At 71.1% G+C, this 15,074-nt stretch carries 17 protein-coding genes; 8 read left to right on the top strand and 9 right to left on the bottom strand.

Annotated elements, in window-relative coordinates; all coding sequences use genetic code 11:
* On the bottom strand, positions 1 to 450 hold the full coding sequence (locus ACQHII_RS05640) for a nitroreductase family deazaflavin-dependent oxidoreductase (RefSeq protein ID WP_427918174.1): 450 nt from the start codon (positions 448 to 450) through the stop codon (positions 1 to 3).
* A gap of 167 nt (positions 451 to 617) precedes the next feature.
* On the opposite strand from ACQHII_RS05640, the gene ACQHII_RS05635 reads away from it, so the two are divergent.
* From ACQHII_RS05635 to ACQHII_RS05625, 3 genes are all read left to right on the top strand, one after another.
* Complete coding sequence (locus ACQHII_RS05635) at positions 618 to 1,310, top strand: TetR/AcrR family transcriptional regulator (protein ID WP_427918173.1); 693 nt, start codon at positions 618 to 620, stop codon at positions 1,308 to 1,310.
* Between the two features lie 184 nt (positions 1,311 to 1,494).
* Positions 1,495 to 2,694 carry a sensor histidine kinase gene (locus ACQHII_RS05630; RefSeq protein ID WP_427918172.1) on the top strand — a complete coding sequence of 400 codons (1,200 nt, stop codon included), beginning with the start codon at positions 1,495 to 1,497 and terminating at the stop codon, positions 2,692 to 2,694.
* Positions 2,691 to 3,356 carry a response regulator gene (locus ACQHII_RS05625; RefSeq protein WP_427918171.1) on the top strand — a complete coding sequence of 222 codons (666 nt, stop codon included), beginning with the start codon at positions 2,691 to 2,693 and terminating at the stop codon, positions 3,354 to 3,356. Before ACQHII_RS05630 ends, ACQHII_RS05625 begins: the two co-directional genes overlap by 4 nt.
* Here the strand turns inward: ACQHII_RS05625 and ACQHII_RS05620 are convergent.
* Positions 3,317 to 3,604 carry a DUF6332 family protein gene (locus ACQHII_RS05620; RefSeq protein WP_427918170.1) on the bottom strand — a complete coding sequence of 96 codons (288 nt, stop codon included), beginning with the start codon at positions 3,602 to 3,604 and terminating at the stop codon, positions 3,317 to 3,319. The genes ACQHII_RS05625 and ACQHII_RS05620 overlap by 40 nt on opposite strands.
* A 72-nt stretch (positions 3,605 to 3,676) precedes the next feature.
* Positions 3,677 to 5,167 (bottom strand): MFS transporter, encoded by a 1,491-nt coding sequence (locus tag ACQHII_RS05615; RefSeq protein WP_427918169.1) that lies wholly within the window; start codon positions 5,165 to 5,167, stop codon positions 3,677 to 3,679.
* An 87-nt stretch (positions 5,168 to 5,254) separates the two neighbouring features.
* Here ACQHII_RS05615 and ACQHII_RS05610 point away from each other — a divergent pair, with 87 nt between their 5' ends.
* On the top strand, positions 5,255 to 5,632 hold the full coding sequence (locus ACQHII_RS05610; protein WP_359612612.1) for a MarR family winged helix-turn-helix transcriptional regulator: 378 nt from the start codon (positions 5,255 to 5,257) through the stop codon (positions 5,630 to 5,632).
* 7 nt (positions 5,633 to 5,639) lie between these two features.
* Here the strand turns inward: ACQHII_RS05610 and ACQHII_RS05605 are convergent, their stop codons facing one another.
* Both ACQHII_RS05605 and ACQHII_RS05600 read right to left on the bottom strand, forming a co-directional pair.
* Entirely contained in the window at positions 5,640 to 6,380 is a 741-nt protein-coding gene (locus tag ACQHII_RS05605) for a maleylpyruvate isomerase family mycothiol-dependent enzyme (protein ID WP_427918168.1), read from the bottom strand.
* Between the two features lie 60 nt (positions 6,381 to 6,440).
* Positions 6,441 to 7,409, bottom strand: a complete 969-nt coding sequence (locus ACQHII_RS05600; RefSeq protein ID WP_427918167.1) for an alpha/beta hydrolase — start codon at positions 7,407 to 7,409, stop codon at positions 6,441 to 6,443.
* Positions 7,410 to 7,603: 194 nt separating this feature from the next.
* Here ACQHII_RS05600 and ACQHII_RS05595 point away from each other — a divergent pair, with 194 nt between their 5' ends.
* Positions 7,604 to 8,059, top strand: coding sequence for a MarR family winged helix-turn-helix transcriptional regulator (locus tag ACQHII_RS05595; RefSeq protein ID WP_427918166.1), 456 nt, complete (start codon positions 7,604 to 7,606; stop codon positions 8,057 to 8,059).
* Positions 8,060 to 8,358: 299 nt separating this feature from the next.
* On the top strand, positions 8,359 to 9,996 hold the full coding sequence (locus ACQHII_RS05590; protein WP_427918165.1) for an MFS transporter: 1,638 nt from the start codon (positions 8,359 to 8,361) through the stop codon (positions 9,994 to 9,996).
* 77 nt (positions 9,997 to 10,073) lie between these two features.
* Here the strand turns inward: ACQHII_RS05590 and ACQHII_RS05585 are convergent, their stop codons facing one another.
* The 3 genes from ACQHII_RS05585 to ACQHII_RS05575 all read right to left on the bottom strand — a co-directional run bounded on the left by ACQHII_RS05585 (position 10,074) and on the right by ACQHII_RS05575 (position 12,201).
* Positions 10,074 to 10,727, bottom strand: a complete 654-nt coding sequence (locus ACQHII_RS05585) for a TetR/AcrR family transcriptional regulator (protein WP_427918164.1) — start codon at positions 10,725 to 10,727, stop codon at positions 10,074 to 10,076.
* Positions 10,728 to 10,804: 77 nt separating this feature from the next.
* Positions 10,805 to 11,059 carry a hypothetical protein gene (locus ACQHII_RS05580; protein ID WP_427918163.1) on the bottom strand — a complete coding sequence of 85 codons (255 nt, stop codon included), beginning with the start codon at positions 11,057 to 11,059 and terminating at the stop codon, positions 10,805 to 10,807.
* Positions 11,060 to 11,358: 299 nt separating this feature from the next.
* Positions 11,359 to 12,201, bottom strand: coding sequence for an isocitrate lyase/PEP mutase family protein (locus tag ACQHII_RS05575; RefSeq protein WP_427918162.1), 843 nt, complete (start codon positions 12,199 to 12,201; stop codon positions 11,359 to 11,361).
* Positions 12,202 to 12,506: 305 nt separating this feature from the next.
* Here ACQHII_RS05575 and ACQHII_RS05570 point away from each other — a divergent pair, with 305 nt between their 5' ends.
* Positions 12,507 to 12,833, top strand: a complete 327-nt coding sequence (locus ACQHII_RS05570; RefSeq protein ID WP_427918161.1) for an LD-carboxypeptidase — start codon at positions 12,507 to 12,509, stop codon at positions 12,831 to 12,833.
* A 209-nt stretch (positions 12,834 to 13,042) separates the two neighbouring features.
* Here ACQHII_RS05570 and ACQHII_RS05565 read toward each other — a convergent pair whose 3' ends face one another.
* Entirely contained in the window at positions 13,043 to 13,642 is a 600-nt protein-coding gene (locus ACQHII_RS05565) for a TetR/AcrR family transcriptional regulator (protein WP_427918160.1), read from the bottom strand.
* 141 nt (positions 13,643 to 13,783) lie between these two features.
* Here ACQHII_RS05565 and ACQHII_RS05560 point away from each other — a divergent pair, with 141 nt between their 5' ends.
* The gene (locus tag ACQHII_RS05560) at positions 13,784 to 15,067 is read left to right on the top strand and encodes a cytochrome P450 (protein WP_427918159.1); all 1,284 of its coding nucleotides are present in this window, start codon (positions 13,784 to 13,786) and stop codon (positions 15,065 to 15,067) included.
* Positions 15,068 to 15,074: the final 7 nt, after the last annotated feature.

The following is a 15,074-nucleotide window of genomic DNA, read 5'->3' as shown; positions in this document are numbered from 1 at the left end:
TCAGCTCCTGACCGTGACGTGGAAGACGGGGTGGTCGTCCGCGATCCCCCGCAGTTCGTCGTCGGAGGAGTCCGGGCCGACTCCTCCGAAGAACACGCCGACCTCGGCCTTCCAGCGCTTGAGGTAGGCGCGCAGCAGCGGCACCTTGTCGTCGCCGGTGACCTCGGTCGCGGTGAACACGTCCACCTTCTTGCCGAGCCGCAGCTCGCCGCCGCCCGCCGCGCGCATGTTGTGCGTCCACTGGACGTGGCCGCGCGGGGCGACGAGGTACTGCTGTCCGTCCACCGTCAGCAGGTTCACCGGGGTGGTCCGCCACTCGCCGCTCTTGCGGCCGCGGACCGCCAGCACCCGTGAACCCCAGACGCTGAGACCCCGGCGGGTGAACCAGGCGACGGCGCGGTTGAAGACGTTGACCGTGAACCAGCAGGGCTTCTGGACATGCGTGCTCATGACGACTCCTGGGTTTTGGAGAGCGCGGCTCCCTTTTGTGAGCACTGCTCTCGCTCTCGGGAACAGTCTGCATCGGGCGGGCGATCCAATGCAAGAGCGGTGCTCTCTTTTTTGTTCGCCGCTCTTGTTTGTGTGCACTGATCTGATTCCGTGCCACACTTGCCCGTATGAGCACCACACAAGGCGCCCGCGCCCGAGCCAGGATCGAGGTCACCGCGGCCATCAAGGACGAGGCACGCAGACAGCTCGCCGCCGAGGGCGCCGCGAAGCTCTCGCTGCGCGCCGTGGCCCGTGAACTGGGCATGGTCTCCTCCGCGCTGTACCGGTACTTCCCCAGCCGCGACGACCTGCTGACCGCTCTCATCATCGACGCGTACGACTCCGTCGGCGAGAGCGCGGAGGTGGCCCACGCCAAGGTGGCCGACGCGGTGCCGCTGCGGCGCTGGACGAGCGTGTGCGAGGCGGTACGGGGCTGGGCGCTCGCGCATCCGCACGAGTACGCCCTGATCTACGGCTCGCCGGTTCCGGGGTACGTCGCTCCCGAGACCACCGTCCCGTCTGCAGCCCGCGTCGCTCTTGTCCTGATCGGCGTCGCACAGGACGCCCACCGGGCCGGCACGCTCACTGAGCCTTCGCTCCCACCCGGCCTGCGCCCCGAGGCGGACCGCATGATCGCGGACTTCGCCACCGATCTCCCGCCCGGATCGGCCGTGGCCCTCGTCGCCGCCATTGCCGAGACGTTCGGACTGGTCAGCTTTGAGCTTTTCGGCCAGTTCCGCCGGGTGGTGGAGGATCGGGAGCAGTTCTTCCGTCATGCGGTACGGCGGCTTGCGCTTGGGGTGGGGCTCGCGGACGTGTGAGTGCGCTGCCGGGTGCGTGGTTGTTTGTCCGCGGGCCGGTGGGGGCTGGTCGCGCAGTTCCCCGCGCCCCTGACGGGGCGCTTTGGCGGGCCGGAGTTCATGAGGACCTACTCCCCGGGGAGTACGGGTGATCACCCCGTCCGGCTGACGCCCCCGGCGCCGCTCGGCGTCTAGCGTGACGTGTATGGACGAGCAGCGCGCATGGTGGCGCCACGGACCGCCGTGGGGTGGGGAAGCGGCCCCGACCCGGTGGCCGTGGCGTTCCACGCTGCTGGTCACCGTGTTCGTGCTGGGCGGCAGCAACTTCGCCTCGCACAGCCAGCCCGACCGCGTCCCGCTCGACCTCTACGCGCGCGTGCTGCTCATCGTCGGCTCGGCGGTGCTCCTGTGGCGTCACCGCTACCCCGTAGGGGTGGCCTTCGGGACCGTGCTCGCCGCCGTGCTCTACCTCGGCGCCGGATACCCGTACGGCCCGGTCTTCCTGCCCGTCGCGCTCGGCTGCTTCGGTGCGGTCGTCGCCGGGCGCCGCTGGGCGGCCTGGACCGCGCTCGGCGCGCTCTGGGCCTCACACCTCCTGATCGCGCACTGGCTCTACCGGTGGCTGCCCCCGGAGCACGACCACGCGATGCCGTGGGGCCGTGAACTGGCCGTCGCCACCTGGCTGGTGGCTGTCGCCGCGATCTCCGAACTGGCCCGCACCCGCCGCGACCAGTGGGTCCGCGACCGGGCCGAGCGCGCCCAGGCGGCCCGTCGCCGCGCCGACGAGGAGCGGTTGCGGATGGCCCGCGAACTGCACGACGTCCTCGCGCACAGCATCTCCGTCATCAACGTCCAGGCGGGCGTCGGCCTCGCGCTCCTCGACTCCGACCCCGAGCAGGCCCGTACGGCCCTCACCACCATCAAGGCCGCCAGCAAGGAGGCACTGGGTGAAGTCCGTCAGGTCCTCGACAGCCTGCGCGCCCCGGGCGACGCGCCCCGCGCCCCGGCCCCCGGCCTCGACCGGCTGCCCGAACTGGTGCAGCAGGCGGCGAGTGCGGGCCTCACCGTCGAAGTCGAGGGAACCCCACCTCGCCTCCCGCCCGGCACCGACCTCGCCGCCTTCCGCGTCGTCCAAGAGGCCCTCACCAATGTCGTACGGCACTCGGGTTCACGGCACGCGCGCGTGCGCATCGACCACGATGCCCGGGCGCTGCGGCTGCGCGTCGACGACGACGGGCCCGCGACCGGTGCGGAGGCCGGGGGCAGCGGCAACGGGCTGGCCGGGATGCGGGAGCGGGCCGCCGCGCTCGGCGGCACCATCGAGGCGGGCCCGCGCCCGGACGGCGGCTTCCGGGTGCTCGCCGTACTGCCGCTGAAGGCCACACCGAAGGAGGACGACCGGTGATCCGGGTACTGCTCGCCGACGACCAGTCGCTGGTCCGCGCCGGGTTCAAGGCGCTGCTGGACGCGCAGCCGGACATCGAGGTCGTGGGCGAGGCCTCCGACGGCGAGGAGGCCGTGCGCAAGGTGGGCGAACTGCGCCCCGACGTCGTCCTGATGGACATCCGCATGCCGCTGCTGGACGGCCTCGCGGCGACCCGGCGCATCACCGGGAACGGCGACTTGGAGGACGTGAAGGTCGTCATGCTGACCACCTTCGAACTCGACGAGTACGTCTTCGAGGCGATCCGCTCCGGCGCCTCCGGCTTCCTGGTCAAGGACACCGAACCGGACGAACTCCTGCGCGCCGTAAGGGCGGTGGTCGACGGCGACGCGCTCTTGTCGCCCGGGGTGACCCGCCGGCTGATCGCCGAGTTCGCGGCCCGCTCCAAGGAACCGGCGACGGCCGACGCCCTCACTCAACTCACCGAGCGGGAGCGGGAGGTGATGGCCCTGGTCGGTATCGGCCTCTCCAACGAGGAGATCGCCCGCCGTCTCGTCGTCAGCCCGCTCACCGCGAAGACCCATGTCAGCCGCACAATGGTGAAGCTGGGCGCCCGGGACCGGGCCCAACTGGTCGTACTGGCCTACGAGTCGGGGTTGGTCCGCCCCGGTTGGCTGGGCTGACCCGCGGCCCGCCGATACCGGTACAGCACGCTCGCCACGCGCACGAAGAACACGACGGGCAGCAGCACCAGCCCCGCCCACGTCAGCACCGTCTCGACCGTGCCCGGCAGTTCGAACAGCCACACCGGACCGGCGACCGCCCCGAACACGACGCCCGCCGCGAACACCGCGCTGACCAGCGCGTACCCGATCTCGACGGTCATCGCGTCGCGCTCGGCCTGTGTGCGCCGTCCCCCGGTCGTGCTCATTCCACGAGTCTCACACGTGTGCGCCCGGCGGAGCAATCGGCTCCGCCGGGCGCACACTTGGGGAGGCTCCCCCTAGTCACGGACCGCCACGCGCTCCGCTTCCGCCTCCTTCACAGTGGACTTGGCGACCACGATGGTCTGCTGGTCACGACGGCCGCGCAGCCCCGGCAGGGTGATCAGCAGCCCGGCGACCGCGATGAACGTCACCACGACGAGCCCGGGCCGGTAACTGTCCAGCACCGCCTGGGGCGTGGCGTGCGCGGGGGCGTGGGCGGTGACCACGGCCGTGACGACGGCCAGGAAGATCGCGCCGCCCACCTGCACCGAAGTGTTCAACAGCCCCGAGACCATGCCCTGTTCGTGGTCCTCGACCCCGCTGGTGGCCTGGATGTTCAGCGAGGGGAAGACCAGCGCGCAGGCCGCGCCGATCAACACCATCGACGGCAGGATCACCGCCGCGTACCCCGGATCGAGGCTGACCCGCAGGAACAGCGCGTACCCGACGACCATCAGCGCGAAGCCCGTCGCGATCAGCCGCTGCGTGCCGAACCGGTCGACGATCGAGCCGACCTTCGTCGAGGACACCGCCACCACCGCCCCGGCCGGCAGGAAGGCGAGCGCGGTGTGCAGCGCGGACCAGCCCAGCAGCGACTGCATGTACAGCGTGACGAGGAACTGGAAGCCGACGTACGACCCGAAGAACGCCATCGCGCCGAGCTGGGCGCGGATCTGGTTGCCGGAGCGCAGCACCCCGAGCCGGATCAACGGCCCGGCGGAGCGTCGCTCGACGTACACGAAGACACTCAGCAGGACGGCAACGGCGAGGAAGGACAGGAGAGTTCGGGCCGAGGCCCAACCGGCGTCGGGCGCCTGTACGACGGTGAAGACCAGCAGCAGCATCGACGCGGTGCCGAGGACGGCGCCGGGCACGTCGTAGCCGTTGTGGTCCTTCTCGCGTTCGCTGCGCGGCAGCAGTTTCAGGCCGGCGATCAGGGCGATCAGCGCGATGGGCGCCGGAAGCAGCATGGTGAGCCGCCAACTGGCCTCCGTGAGCAGGCCGGAGAGCACCAGGCCCATCGAGAACCCGGTGGCCGCGCACGTGGTGTAGATGGACAGGGCGCGGTTGCGCAGCGGACCCTCGGCGAAGGTCGTCGTGATGATCGACAGACCGGCCGGTGCGGTGAAGGCGGCGCTGAGGCCCTTGATGAAGCGGCTGGCGATCAGCAGCGGACCCGAGTCGACGAGCCCGCCGAGCAGCGAGGCCACCGCGAAGACTCCCAGGGCGACCAGGAAGACCTGGCGTCGGCCCAGCAGGTCGGCGGTCCGGCCGCCGAGGAGGAGCAGCCCGCCGTATCCCAGGATGTAGCCGCTGACGATCCATTGGAGCGTCGAGGTGGAGAGGTCGAGTTCGGAGCCGATGGAGGGCAGGGCGACGCCGACCATCGACACGTCCAGCGCGTCCAGGAACATCGCGGCGCAGAGCACCAGCAGGGTGCCCCACAGCCGTGGGGTCCAGCGAACCGCCGACGACGGGGCCGCGGGAGGGGAGAGCGGAGAGGTCATGCCGCAGAGACTACATGCGTATGCATCGAATGCAAGCGCATTTAATTACGGTGCAATAAATCCGCTTCTCTGCTACGGTGCGCTGTCATGGCGGCGAAGAAGGCCGAGCAGGCGCTCGTGGACCAGTGGCGGGAGATGCTGGCGCTGCACGCCCGCACGCAGTGCGAACTCGACCGCACCCTCCATCAACACGGCCTGTGCGGCAGCGACTTCGAGGTGCTGGACGTGCTGGCCGGCGACGCCTGCGCCTATCGCGTCCAGGAGATCTCCGAGCGCGTCCACCTCAGTCAGAGCGCTCTGTCCCGGCTCATCGCCCGGCTGGAGAAGGACGGTCTCGTCGAGCGCGGCATGTGCGCGGAGGACCGCCGGGGCGTGCGTGTGACCCTCACGGACAAGGGACGCGACCTGCACGGCGAGGTACTCCCGCTACAGCGCGCGGTGTTGACGAGGATGCTGTCCGACTGACGGACCGTCAACTCCAGGTGATCGCCGACTTCTCCCGCCACAGCGCGGCGAGCGAGACGTCCCCGGAGACGGCCGGGAACGGCATCCGGTTCCACAGGGCGAGGTACAACTGCTCGGCGGGGCCCGCCAGTTCGCAGTCGGCTTCGCCGCTGCCGCCCCGCTCGGCCGCGGGCGGCTCCTGAGACAGCCGTACGGTCCACACCGCGTCGTCGGTGTCCGTGGCGCGCACCCGCAGCACTCGGGGCTCCGCGCTGCGCACCCTGCTGCGGCCGCGGGCGTGGAAGCCGCGCAGCAACTCGTCGATGCCGTCGGCCGCGAAGTCCGGGGCGACGGCGGTGGGGGTGCCGCCCCGCGCGGACTCCGCGTCCAGTCGGTGCACGGTCGTCTCGTGCGCCTGCCGTCTGGCCCAGAACGCGAGCGGCGACGGAGCCGGCAGGAAGTACCAGCACGCCACGTCGGGCGGGGCGGCGGCGAGGGTGTCCACGAGGCGCCGGTGCCCCTGCCGGAACCAGGCCGCCAACTCGGCGCCGTCCAGGTCCGGCAGGCCGCTGTCGGGGTGGTACGCGGTGTGTCCCTCGGCGACGAACGCGGTCGCCCAGCGATGCACCATCCCCGTGTGCCGCAGCAGATCCCGCACCCGCCACTCCGGGCAGGTGGGGACCTCGGCGTCGACGCCCGCCTCCTCGGCGGCCGAGGCCAGCAGGCCGCCCTCCCGGTCGAGGGTCCCCACGAACGCGTCGGTGTCCATGCGGCCGAGTGTGCCGTACGAAGCGCGGTCGAAGGGGAGGGGGCGGCCCGGCGGGTCGCGTCAGCCGGCGGCGAGGGCCTTGCGCAGCGCGGCCACGGCCATGGTGATCGCGGCTTCGGCGGCGTGGGTCTCGCGCAGCGCGTTGAGCATCACGAAGTCGTGGATGATGCCCTGGAAGCGGACCGCGGTGACGGGGACCCCGGCCTCGCGGAGCTTGTTGGCGTAGGCCTCGCCCTCGTCGCGCAGGACGTCGGCCTCGCCGGTGATGACGAGGGCCGGGGGCAGTCCGGTGAGCTGCTCGGTGGTGGCGCGCAGCGGGGACGCGGTGATCTGGGCGCGCTCGGTCTCGTCGGTCGTGTACTGGTCCCAGAACCACTGCATGCCGTCGCGGCGCAGGAAGTAGCCCTCCGCGAACTGGTGGTAGGAGGCGGTGTCGAAGTTCGCGTCGGTCACCGGGTAGAACAGGACCTGCTGGAGCAGGGGGACGTCGCCCCGCTCCTTGGCCATCAGGGTCAGCGCGGCGGTCATGTTGCCGCCCACCGAGTCACCGACCGCGGCGATGCGCGTGGCGTCCAGGTCCTTGGACGCGCCCTGCTCGACGACCCACTTGGCCACGGTGTAGTTCTGCTCGATGGCGACCGGGTAGCGGGCCTCGGGGGAGAGGTCGTACTCCGGGAAGACGACGGCGGCACCGGCACCGACGGCGAGTTCGCGCACCAGGCGGTCGTGGGTGTGGGCGTTGCCGAAGACCCAGCCGGCGCCGTGGATGTAGATGATCACGGGGAGTGTGCCGGTGACGCCCGCGGGGCGCACGATACGGGCCCTGACCTGGCCGGTGGGGCCGCCGGGGACGGTGATCCACTCCTCGTCGACGGCGGGCTTGGCGATGTCCCCGGACTGGACCTCGTCGACGGCCTTGCGGCCCTCGGCCGGGGCCAGGTCGAAGAGGTAGGGCGGGTTCGCGGTCGCCTCGGCGAAGGCCTGCGCCGCGGGTTCGAGGACGGGGCGGGCTGCGGTGCTGTCGGTCATGACGGTCTCCTCACAAGCGGGTGCCGCGGACGGGCCCCGGTGGGGTCCGGGCCGGTGGTGCGGCACACGGATGAGAGTAGCGTGCGACTAAGTCGTGCACAACTTAAGCGTGCTCGATAGGATCGACCGGACCTGAACGATAAGGTGGTGATTGCCCTGAAGAGCACCGGAGCACCGGAGCGAGGAGTCGCACCATGAGCCCAGCCGCCGCGGAACCGGCCGAGGGATCGCTGCTCCTCGACGACCAGCTGTGCTTCGCGCTGTACGCGGCCTCCCGCGCGGTGACCGCCCGCTACCGGCCGCTGCTCGACGAACTGGGCCTGACCTACCCGCAGTACCTCGTCATGCTCGTCCTCTGGGAGCAGGACTCGATCTCCGTACGGGAGTTGGGCGTCGCGCTCCAGCTGGAATCCAGCACGCTCTCCCCGCTGCTGAAGCGGCTGGAGGCGAACGGAATGCTGCGCCGCGAACGCCGGCTCGACGACGAGCGCTCGGTCGCCATCCGGCTCACCGACACCGGCGCGCGGATGCGGGAGCGGGCCGCCGCCGTGCCCGTGTCGATCGGTGACGCGATGGGGCTGACCCCCGACCAGGACGCCCTGGCGAAGCAGCTCCTCCGGCTGATCACGGCCAGCGTCGCCGCCGGCTGACCGGCCCCCCACCTGCGCGTTCATGCCCCGCGGAGCAGTGTGTCGTCGCCGCTGTTCAGCTTAGTTTGCAGGTCCAACGGCATCTCCAGGACCGGGTCACCGGTATACGGTCCGAAGCGATTTCCCGAAAGGAAATGGCTTACGTCAATGGAGATTCAAGCCGAACAACCACGTCAGCCTCCGGGCCCCGGGACACGACTGACGGAGTCGGCACCGTCACCCCCGCCGTAGCCACGCCCGGAACGCCACGCGCAGTTCACACCTGGTCAATCCGCCCCGTTCGACGTCGAAGAGGTGCCATGCCGACCCCGGTCTCCGAAGTCACGCCTCCGTCCCCCCAGCCGGACTCCCCGTCCCGCCCCGTCACCGCCACCATCCTGCTGGCCTGCCTGGGAGTCTTCGTCTCCTATCTGCCGGTCGTCGGTGTGTCGGTGGCGCTTCCCGTGATCCAGCAGGCGCTGGACGCCTCCACCACCGGACTCCAGTGGATCACCGACGCGTTCATCCTGCCGACCGCCGCCCTGCTGCTGACCTGCGGTGTCATCGGTGATCTCTTCGGCCGCAAGAAGACGTACCTGATCGGCCTGGCGCTCTCCTGCGTCGGCTGTCTCGTCGCCCTCACCGCGCACAGCGTCGTCCAGGTCTGCGTCGGCCAGGCGCTCTCCGGAATCGGCACCGCCGCACTCCTCCCCGCGACCCTCGGCCTGATCAGCCACGTCTGCCCCGACCACCGCAAGCGGGCCGGCGCGATAGCCCTGTGGACGGCCGCCCTCGGCCTTGGCCTCACCCTCGGCCCCCTCTTCAACGGCCTGATCGTCGAGCACGCCAGCTGGCGCTGGATCTTCCTGCCCACCCTGGTCATCGGCGCCCTCACGGTCCTGGTCGGCGCCTTCGTCCTGGTCGACTCCCGCTCCGACCGCGAACGCCACCTCGACATCCCCGGCCAGCTCCTCGCGATCGTCGCCATCACCGGCATCGTCTACGGCGTCATCGAGGGCGGCGGCGCTCCGGGCTGGGGTTCGGCCGAGGTCGTGACCGCGTTCGTCGTGGCCGCCCTCGCCCTGCCGGCCTTCGTGGTCGTCGAACTGCGGTCCCCCTGCCCGATGCTGGACATGCGCCTGTTCAAGTCCACGGCGTTCTCCGGGGCCGCGTTCGTCATGGCGCTCACCCTGTTCGCCCAGGTCGGCCTGGTCTTCTCGCTCAGCGAGTACTTCGGCCTCGTCCACCACGCCTCGACCTGGGACATCGGGGTCCGCCTGATCGCCCTCAACGGCTTCACCGTCGTCCTCGGCCCGGTCGTCGGCCGCCTCATGCACCGCTTCTCGCCCGGTCTCGTGCTCGTGACCGGCCTGCTCGTCGGCGGCATCGGGGCGCTCCTGGTCAACCTCTTCGACGCCACCACCGGCACCGGTGAAGCGGCCCTGGTCATCGCGGTGTTCGGCATCGGCATCGCGCTGGCGATGGCCCCGATCACCACGATCGCCATGAACAGCCTGCCGCGCCGCCTCGGCAGCACCGGCGGTGCCGCCAACAGCGCGCTCCGCCAGATCGGCAGCGCCCTGGGCCCGGCCATCTTCGGCGTCGTCCTCACCAACCGCACCCTGGACACCCTGCCCGGCCACGTCGCCGCGTCCGGCCTGAGCCCCGCCGACCAGGGCCAGGTCATCGGCACGGTGAACGGCGTCGGCATCCAGGCGGGCGCCTTCCTGCACCTCAACTCCGGCGAGGCGACCGGCCAGGCCCTGGCCGCCTACGGCGCGAGCTTCACCGACGCGCTCCACACCTGCGCCCTCGTCGGCGGAGTCGGCATGCTCGTGGCAGCCGCCGTGGCCTTCGTCACGATCGGCGTCCGCGCCCGCTCCCCGCACGCGGAGACGGAGCCCGAGGTGACGCCCCGACCGGCCGCCGGGGCAACGGCCGTCGGCGAGACCGGCTGACCAACGACCGCTGTTCCAGGGGTGGTTGACCCTCGGCTACGACACCGACGGCCAACCACCCCTGTCGTACGGTCCGTTCAGGCCGAGCCGCCGTCGTTCTCCAGCGCGGGGGCGAGGAGATGGCAGAGCGAGTCCGCCAACAGGCGCAGCGGGTCCGCGGTTTCCAACGGCCACTCGACGGCGATCCAGGCGGAGAAGAACGACTCGGTCTGGAGTACGGCCATCAGCGCGCGCTGCCGGGCCTCCGCGGGATCGACTCCCCGCCACCGCCCGTAGTCGCCGACCAGCATCCCGACATACCGCTCGTGCGCCTCGACGTACTGCGTCCGCCCGTCGCCCAGACTGCGCAGCGCCGTCGGGGCCGCCGCGTTGGCGACACGGCGGATGGGTGCCATCTCCCGCCAGCGGACCGCCGCCTCCTCCAGCCACGCCCGGATGTCCCCCGGCGTCCACCGGGGCAGCGCGGCCAGGTCGGCGTACGCCTCGCCCATCAGCCCGTACAGGCGCTCCACCAGCGCGTCCACGATCTCGGCCTTGCCGGGGAAGTGGGCGTAGACCGTCGCCCGGGTCACCCCCGCCGCCTGGGCGATGTCCTCCATCCGCGCTTCGAGGAAGGGCTTCTCGGTGAACACCGTGACGGCCGCTTCGAGCAGTCGGCGATGGGTGAGGATCTTCTGCTCTTCGCGCAGGTTCCTGCGGGGCGTCGGCTCCATCCGCCCAGTCTCTTGCATGACGCGACTATACGGCGGCTGGGGCGCGGTCCGTTTGGTGATGCCGCCCTGACCTGGCGTTTTGGCGAAGCCGACCGCTACGGCCTGTGGAAGGGCCGGTGGATCTGCCACAGCGCCGACGCCGCCATGACCGACTGGCCGACGGAGTTGGGGTGCGCGGCCATGGTGTTCGCGGCGGGGGTCGGCGACTCGATCCACCGTGCGTCGCGGGGCCGGCACATGTCGTGGCCGATCGTCGGCGTGCAGGTGTCCGCGAAGGACGTACCCGCCCCGGCGGCCACCGCCTGACGCTCCGGTGCCCGGTCGGCATCGGGGCCGCCGTCGGCGTGCACAGCGTGAACGCGGCGGCCGAGGTGACCACAACTGCCGTGGCGGTACGGAGATTTCGCGACCGTCGGCCGGGGACACAGGGCAATCCGAGAGGGGCACAACGCCTCCGCGCTCTCGTGGAATGGGATCGCCGCGGCGCGCTGTGCTGCCGTCGCCGCCGCGTTCCGGAGAGCGGGCGGCCGGCTCCGTCGAGGGGCCGCGCGCTTTCTCGATGTGATCGAGGCTGTGGTGGGGGCGGGTGCCGTCCTCGCGCCCCGGGACGATCACCCGGTCCAACCGGAGACAGAGGGCTCCGTCGTTATCAGCTCGGTGTGGCCTGGAGATTGCGGGTGAGCAGTTCGACGGACTGGGGCACGCCGACTCCACCGTGCCCCGTCTCCGGGAGCCGTCCGCCCGTCAGCTTGAGGTCGGTCAGCGCCTTGTCCATCGCCTCGTGCGCGGCGAAGAGACAGGGGGTGCTGTAGATCGCGACGTCCACACCGAGTTCCGCCAACTCGCCCAGCGACAACCGCGGGGAGCGGCCACCGGCGATCTGGTTGAACAACAGGGGCTTGTCGCCGACGGAGTCGCGGATCCGGCGGATCGCGTCGACGTCGCGCACCCCGTCCACCAGCACCACGTCGGCGTCGGTGGCGGCGAGCGCCTTGGCGCGCGTGAGGATCTCGGCCTCGTCGGTCGCGTCCGTCCGCGCGACCACGGTCAAGTCGCTTGTCCGGCAGGCCAGTACGCGTTCGAGCTTGTCGAGGTACTCGTCGAGCGGGAGGAGCTGCTTGCCCGCCACATGACCGCACCGGCGCGGACGCTTCTGGTCCTCCAGGATCACCCCCGAGGCACCGGCCCGCTCCAGCCGCCGTACGACATGACAGGCCACCTCCGGGTCGCCGTAGCCGTCGTCGATGTCCACCAGCAGGTGATGGCGGGGGAAGGCCCAGCGGAGCCGCTCCGTGAAGGCCACGATGTCCGGCCAGGCGATGAAACCGATGTCCGGCAGGCCGTAGAAGGACGCCGCGAATCCGAACCCGGAGACGAAGAGACCGTCGTAGTGCTGGGCGGCGATCGACGCCGAGTACATGTCGTACACGCCGATCAGAGGCGTCGTGCCGGAAGCGGTGATCGCGCTGCGCAGTGCGCTGCCGTGAGGCATTGAACGGGTCCTCTTGTCTCTTGCGGCGGTTGTGAGGTGCGCTTACGCAACGAGCGTTATGTTTTTGGGGTTACGCGCGGGTACACAGGGGACCCGGCGGTAACTGAGTGGCGTGGTGTCGCGGGCGTCGGGACACTGCCCCGGTGACCCGTACCGGCCCGCCCCAACTGCTCAGGCCCCGGGCCCTGGTGCCCGGGGATCTCGTCGTCGTCGCCTCCTGTCCGGGCCGTTGCACGCCGTCTACGAACCCGACCTGGAGCGGGCGGTGGTCGTGCTGGAGCGGATGGGGGTTCCGGGGGCGGCGGGTGCCCCTTCTGCAAGAGGGGCGGCAGCGCTGGTGGAGTGCGGCTCGGCCGGCGGAGATCGCCGAGGAGTTCAACGGGCTGCTGCGTGCCCCCGAGGTGCGGGCGATCGTCGCGCACGACGGCGGTCAGACGGCGCTCGGCTACCTCGACCTGATCGACTTCGAGGCGGTCGTCGCCGACCCCAAGCCGGTCCTCGGCCACGGCGACATCTCGCTGCTGCACCTGGTGCTCCACGCCCGCACCGGACTGGTCGGATTTCACGCCGACTTGGCCACCCCCGGACTCGGCGGGCACTGGAGAGAGCGTCCGCCGCGCGCCAAGTGGTGAGCGAGGTCGTCCTCGGCGAGCCGTACCGCGGCAACACCGTCGTACTGACCCGGGCCGACGGCCTGCGGCACCCACCTCCATCGCCCTGCGCGGCGACACGGCCGACGTCCTGAGCGCGGCCTACCTCACCGCCGAGGACCCCGACCTGCTGCTCTCCCACCTGGACCGGTGACCGGGTCCGCCGGTTGCGCGGTCACGTCGACGGTCGTTCAGTCGGACCGCGGTGAACGCTCCTCCAAGGTCTGGATCAGGTCTTCCACGTAGGCGCGCGTCTCGTCGTGGCCGGCGGACATGCCCAGGCGGTCCTCCAGGACCAGGACCCTGGCGACGCTGGTGGTGAGGAAGACCAGCACGATCGGGGGACAGGTCTCGGGCGGAACTCCGTAGCGTCGCAGGATGCCCGGGAGGGCCTCGGCCTGTGCCGCCCGCAGCCGCTCGGCGTAGTGGGCGACCTCGGCCCGGATGGCCTCGCGGTGGTTGGCCAGCGACATGAACTCCATGGTCAGCGAGGCGCCGGCCGGGTCGGTGCTGAAGGCCCAGAGCGCTCGCAGCGGCCGGTCGGAGGCGAGCGCCGCGGCCTGCTGTTCGAGGCCCTGCTCGGCGCGACGGCGGAACAGGGCGAGGAAGAGGTCGTCCATGGTGTGGAAGTAGTAGTGCACGAGTTGGTGCTTGAGCCCGGCCTGCGCGGCGACGCGCCGCGCGGTCACGGCCGAGTAGCCCTCCGCCAGGAGCAGTTCCTCGGCGGCGTCCAGCAGCACACTGCGGTTCTTGGCGTCGGGCGAACCGTAGCGGCGGGGTGACGACGTCACACGGCCTCCGTTCCGTCGGCGTAACTCTGCCCCGCGCCGCATGCCTTGACGGCTCGGGACCCCGGCGCTAAGCATATGTCCAGCATTGCTGTACGACCGTCCAGCATCCGTGCCACGGATGCGGCCCCAGGGGAGGACGCAGTGCCCGACTTCGACAGGACCGACTTCGACAGGACCGACTTCTTCACGGACGGATCGGTCGTGGACGATCCGTATCCCTACTTCGAGCATCTGCGCGCGCAGTGCCCGGTGCACCGGGAGCCCCACCACGGCGTCGTGGCCGTCACCGGCTACGACGAGGCCGTGCGGGTCTACCGCGACCACGAGACCTTCTCCTCCTGCAACTCGGTGATGGGCCCCTTCCCGGGCCTGCCCGTCGAGCCCGAGGGCGACGACATCGGGGCGCTGATCGAGCAGGTGCGCGAGCAGTTACCCATGAGCGAGCACATGGTGACGATGGACCCGCCGCTGCACACCGCACAACGCGCGCTGCTGGCGCGCCTTCTGACGCCCCGGCGGCTGAAGGAGAACGAGGAGTTCATGTGGCGGCTGGCCGACCGGCAGATCGACGAGTTCGCCGACCGCGGACGCGTCGAGCTGCTCAGGGAGTACGCCCAGCCGTTCGCCCTGCTCGTGATAGCGGATCTGCTGGGTGTCCCCGAGGAGTTCCACGAGCCGTTCCGCGTCCGGCTCGGCCTCCAGAAGGTGGGATCCCTGGTCCCGGACGAGGCCGTGTCCGGCAACGCGCTGGAGTTCCTGGAGGAGCAGTTCGGCTCGTTCGTCCGGGAGCGCAGGCGCGAGCCGCGGGCCGACGTGCTGACCGCGCTGGCCACCGCCACGTTCCCGGACGGATCGACCCCCGACGTCACCGACGTGGTCCGGGTGGCCACGTTCCTGTTCGCCGCCGGCCAGGAGACCACGGCCCGGCTGCTCAGCTCCGTGATGCTGGTTCTCGCCGAACGCCCGGATCTGCAAGCCCTGTTGCGCGAGGACCGCAGTCTCGTCCCGGCCTTCGTCGAGGAGACGCTGCGGCTGGAGAGCCCGGTCAAGTCCGACTTCCGTCTCGTGCGCCGGTCCACCACCCTGCACGACGTGGACCTGCCCGCGGGCACCACCGTGATGCTGCTCAACGGCGCCGTCAACCGCGACCCGGCCCGCTTCGAGGAGCCCGACCGGTTCCGCGTCGACCGGCCGAACGCACGCGAGCACCTTGCTTTCGGCCGCGGCGTCCACGCGTGTCCGGGCAGCCCGCTGGCGCGAGTTGAGGCGAGGGTGAGCGTCGAACGGCTGCTGGACCGCATGGCCGACATCCACCTCGACGAGGCGGAGCACGGCCCGGCCTCCGACCGCCGGCTCAACTACGAACCCACCTACATCCTGCGCGGCCTAACGGCCCTGCACCTCGGCTACACCCCGGTCGGCTGACGGCGAG

Source organism: Streptomyces sp. cg40 (genome assembly GCF_050320165.1).
Lineage (GTDB): Bacteria > Actinomycetota > Actinomycetes > Streptomycetales > Streptomycetaceae > Streptomyces > Streptomyces hokutonensis.
The sequence above is the reverse complement of the archived record's forward strand: the minus strand, read 5'-3'. Positions and strand labels throughout refer to the sequence as shown.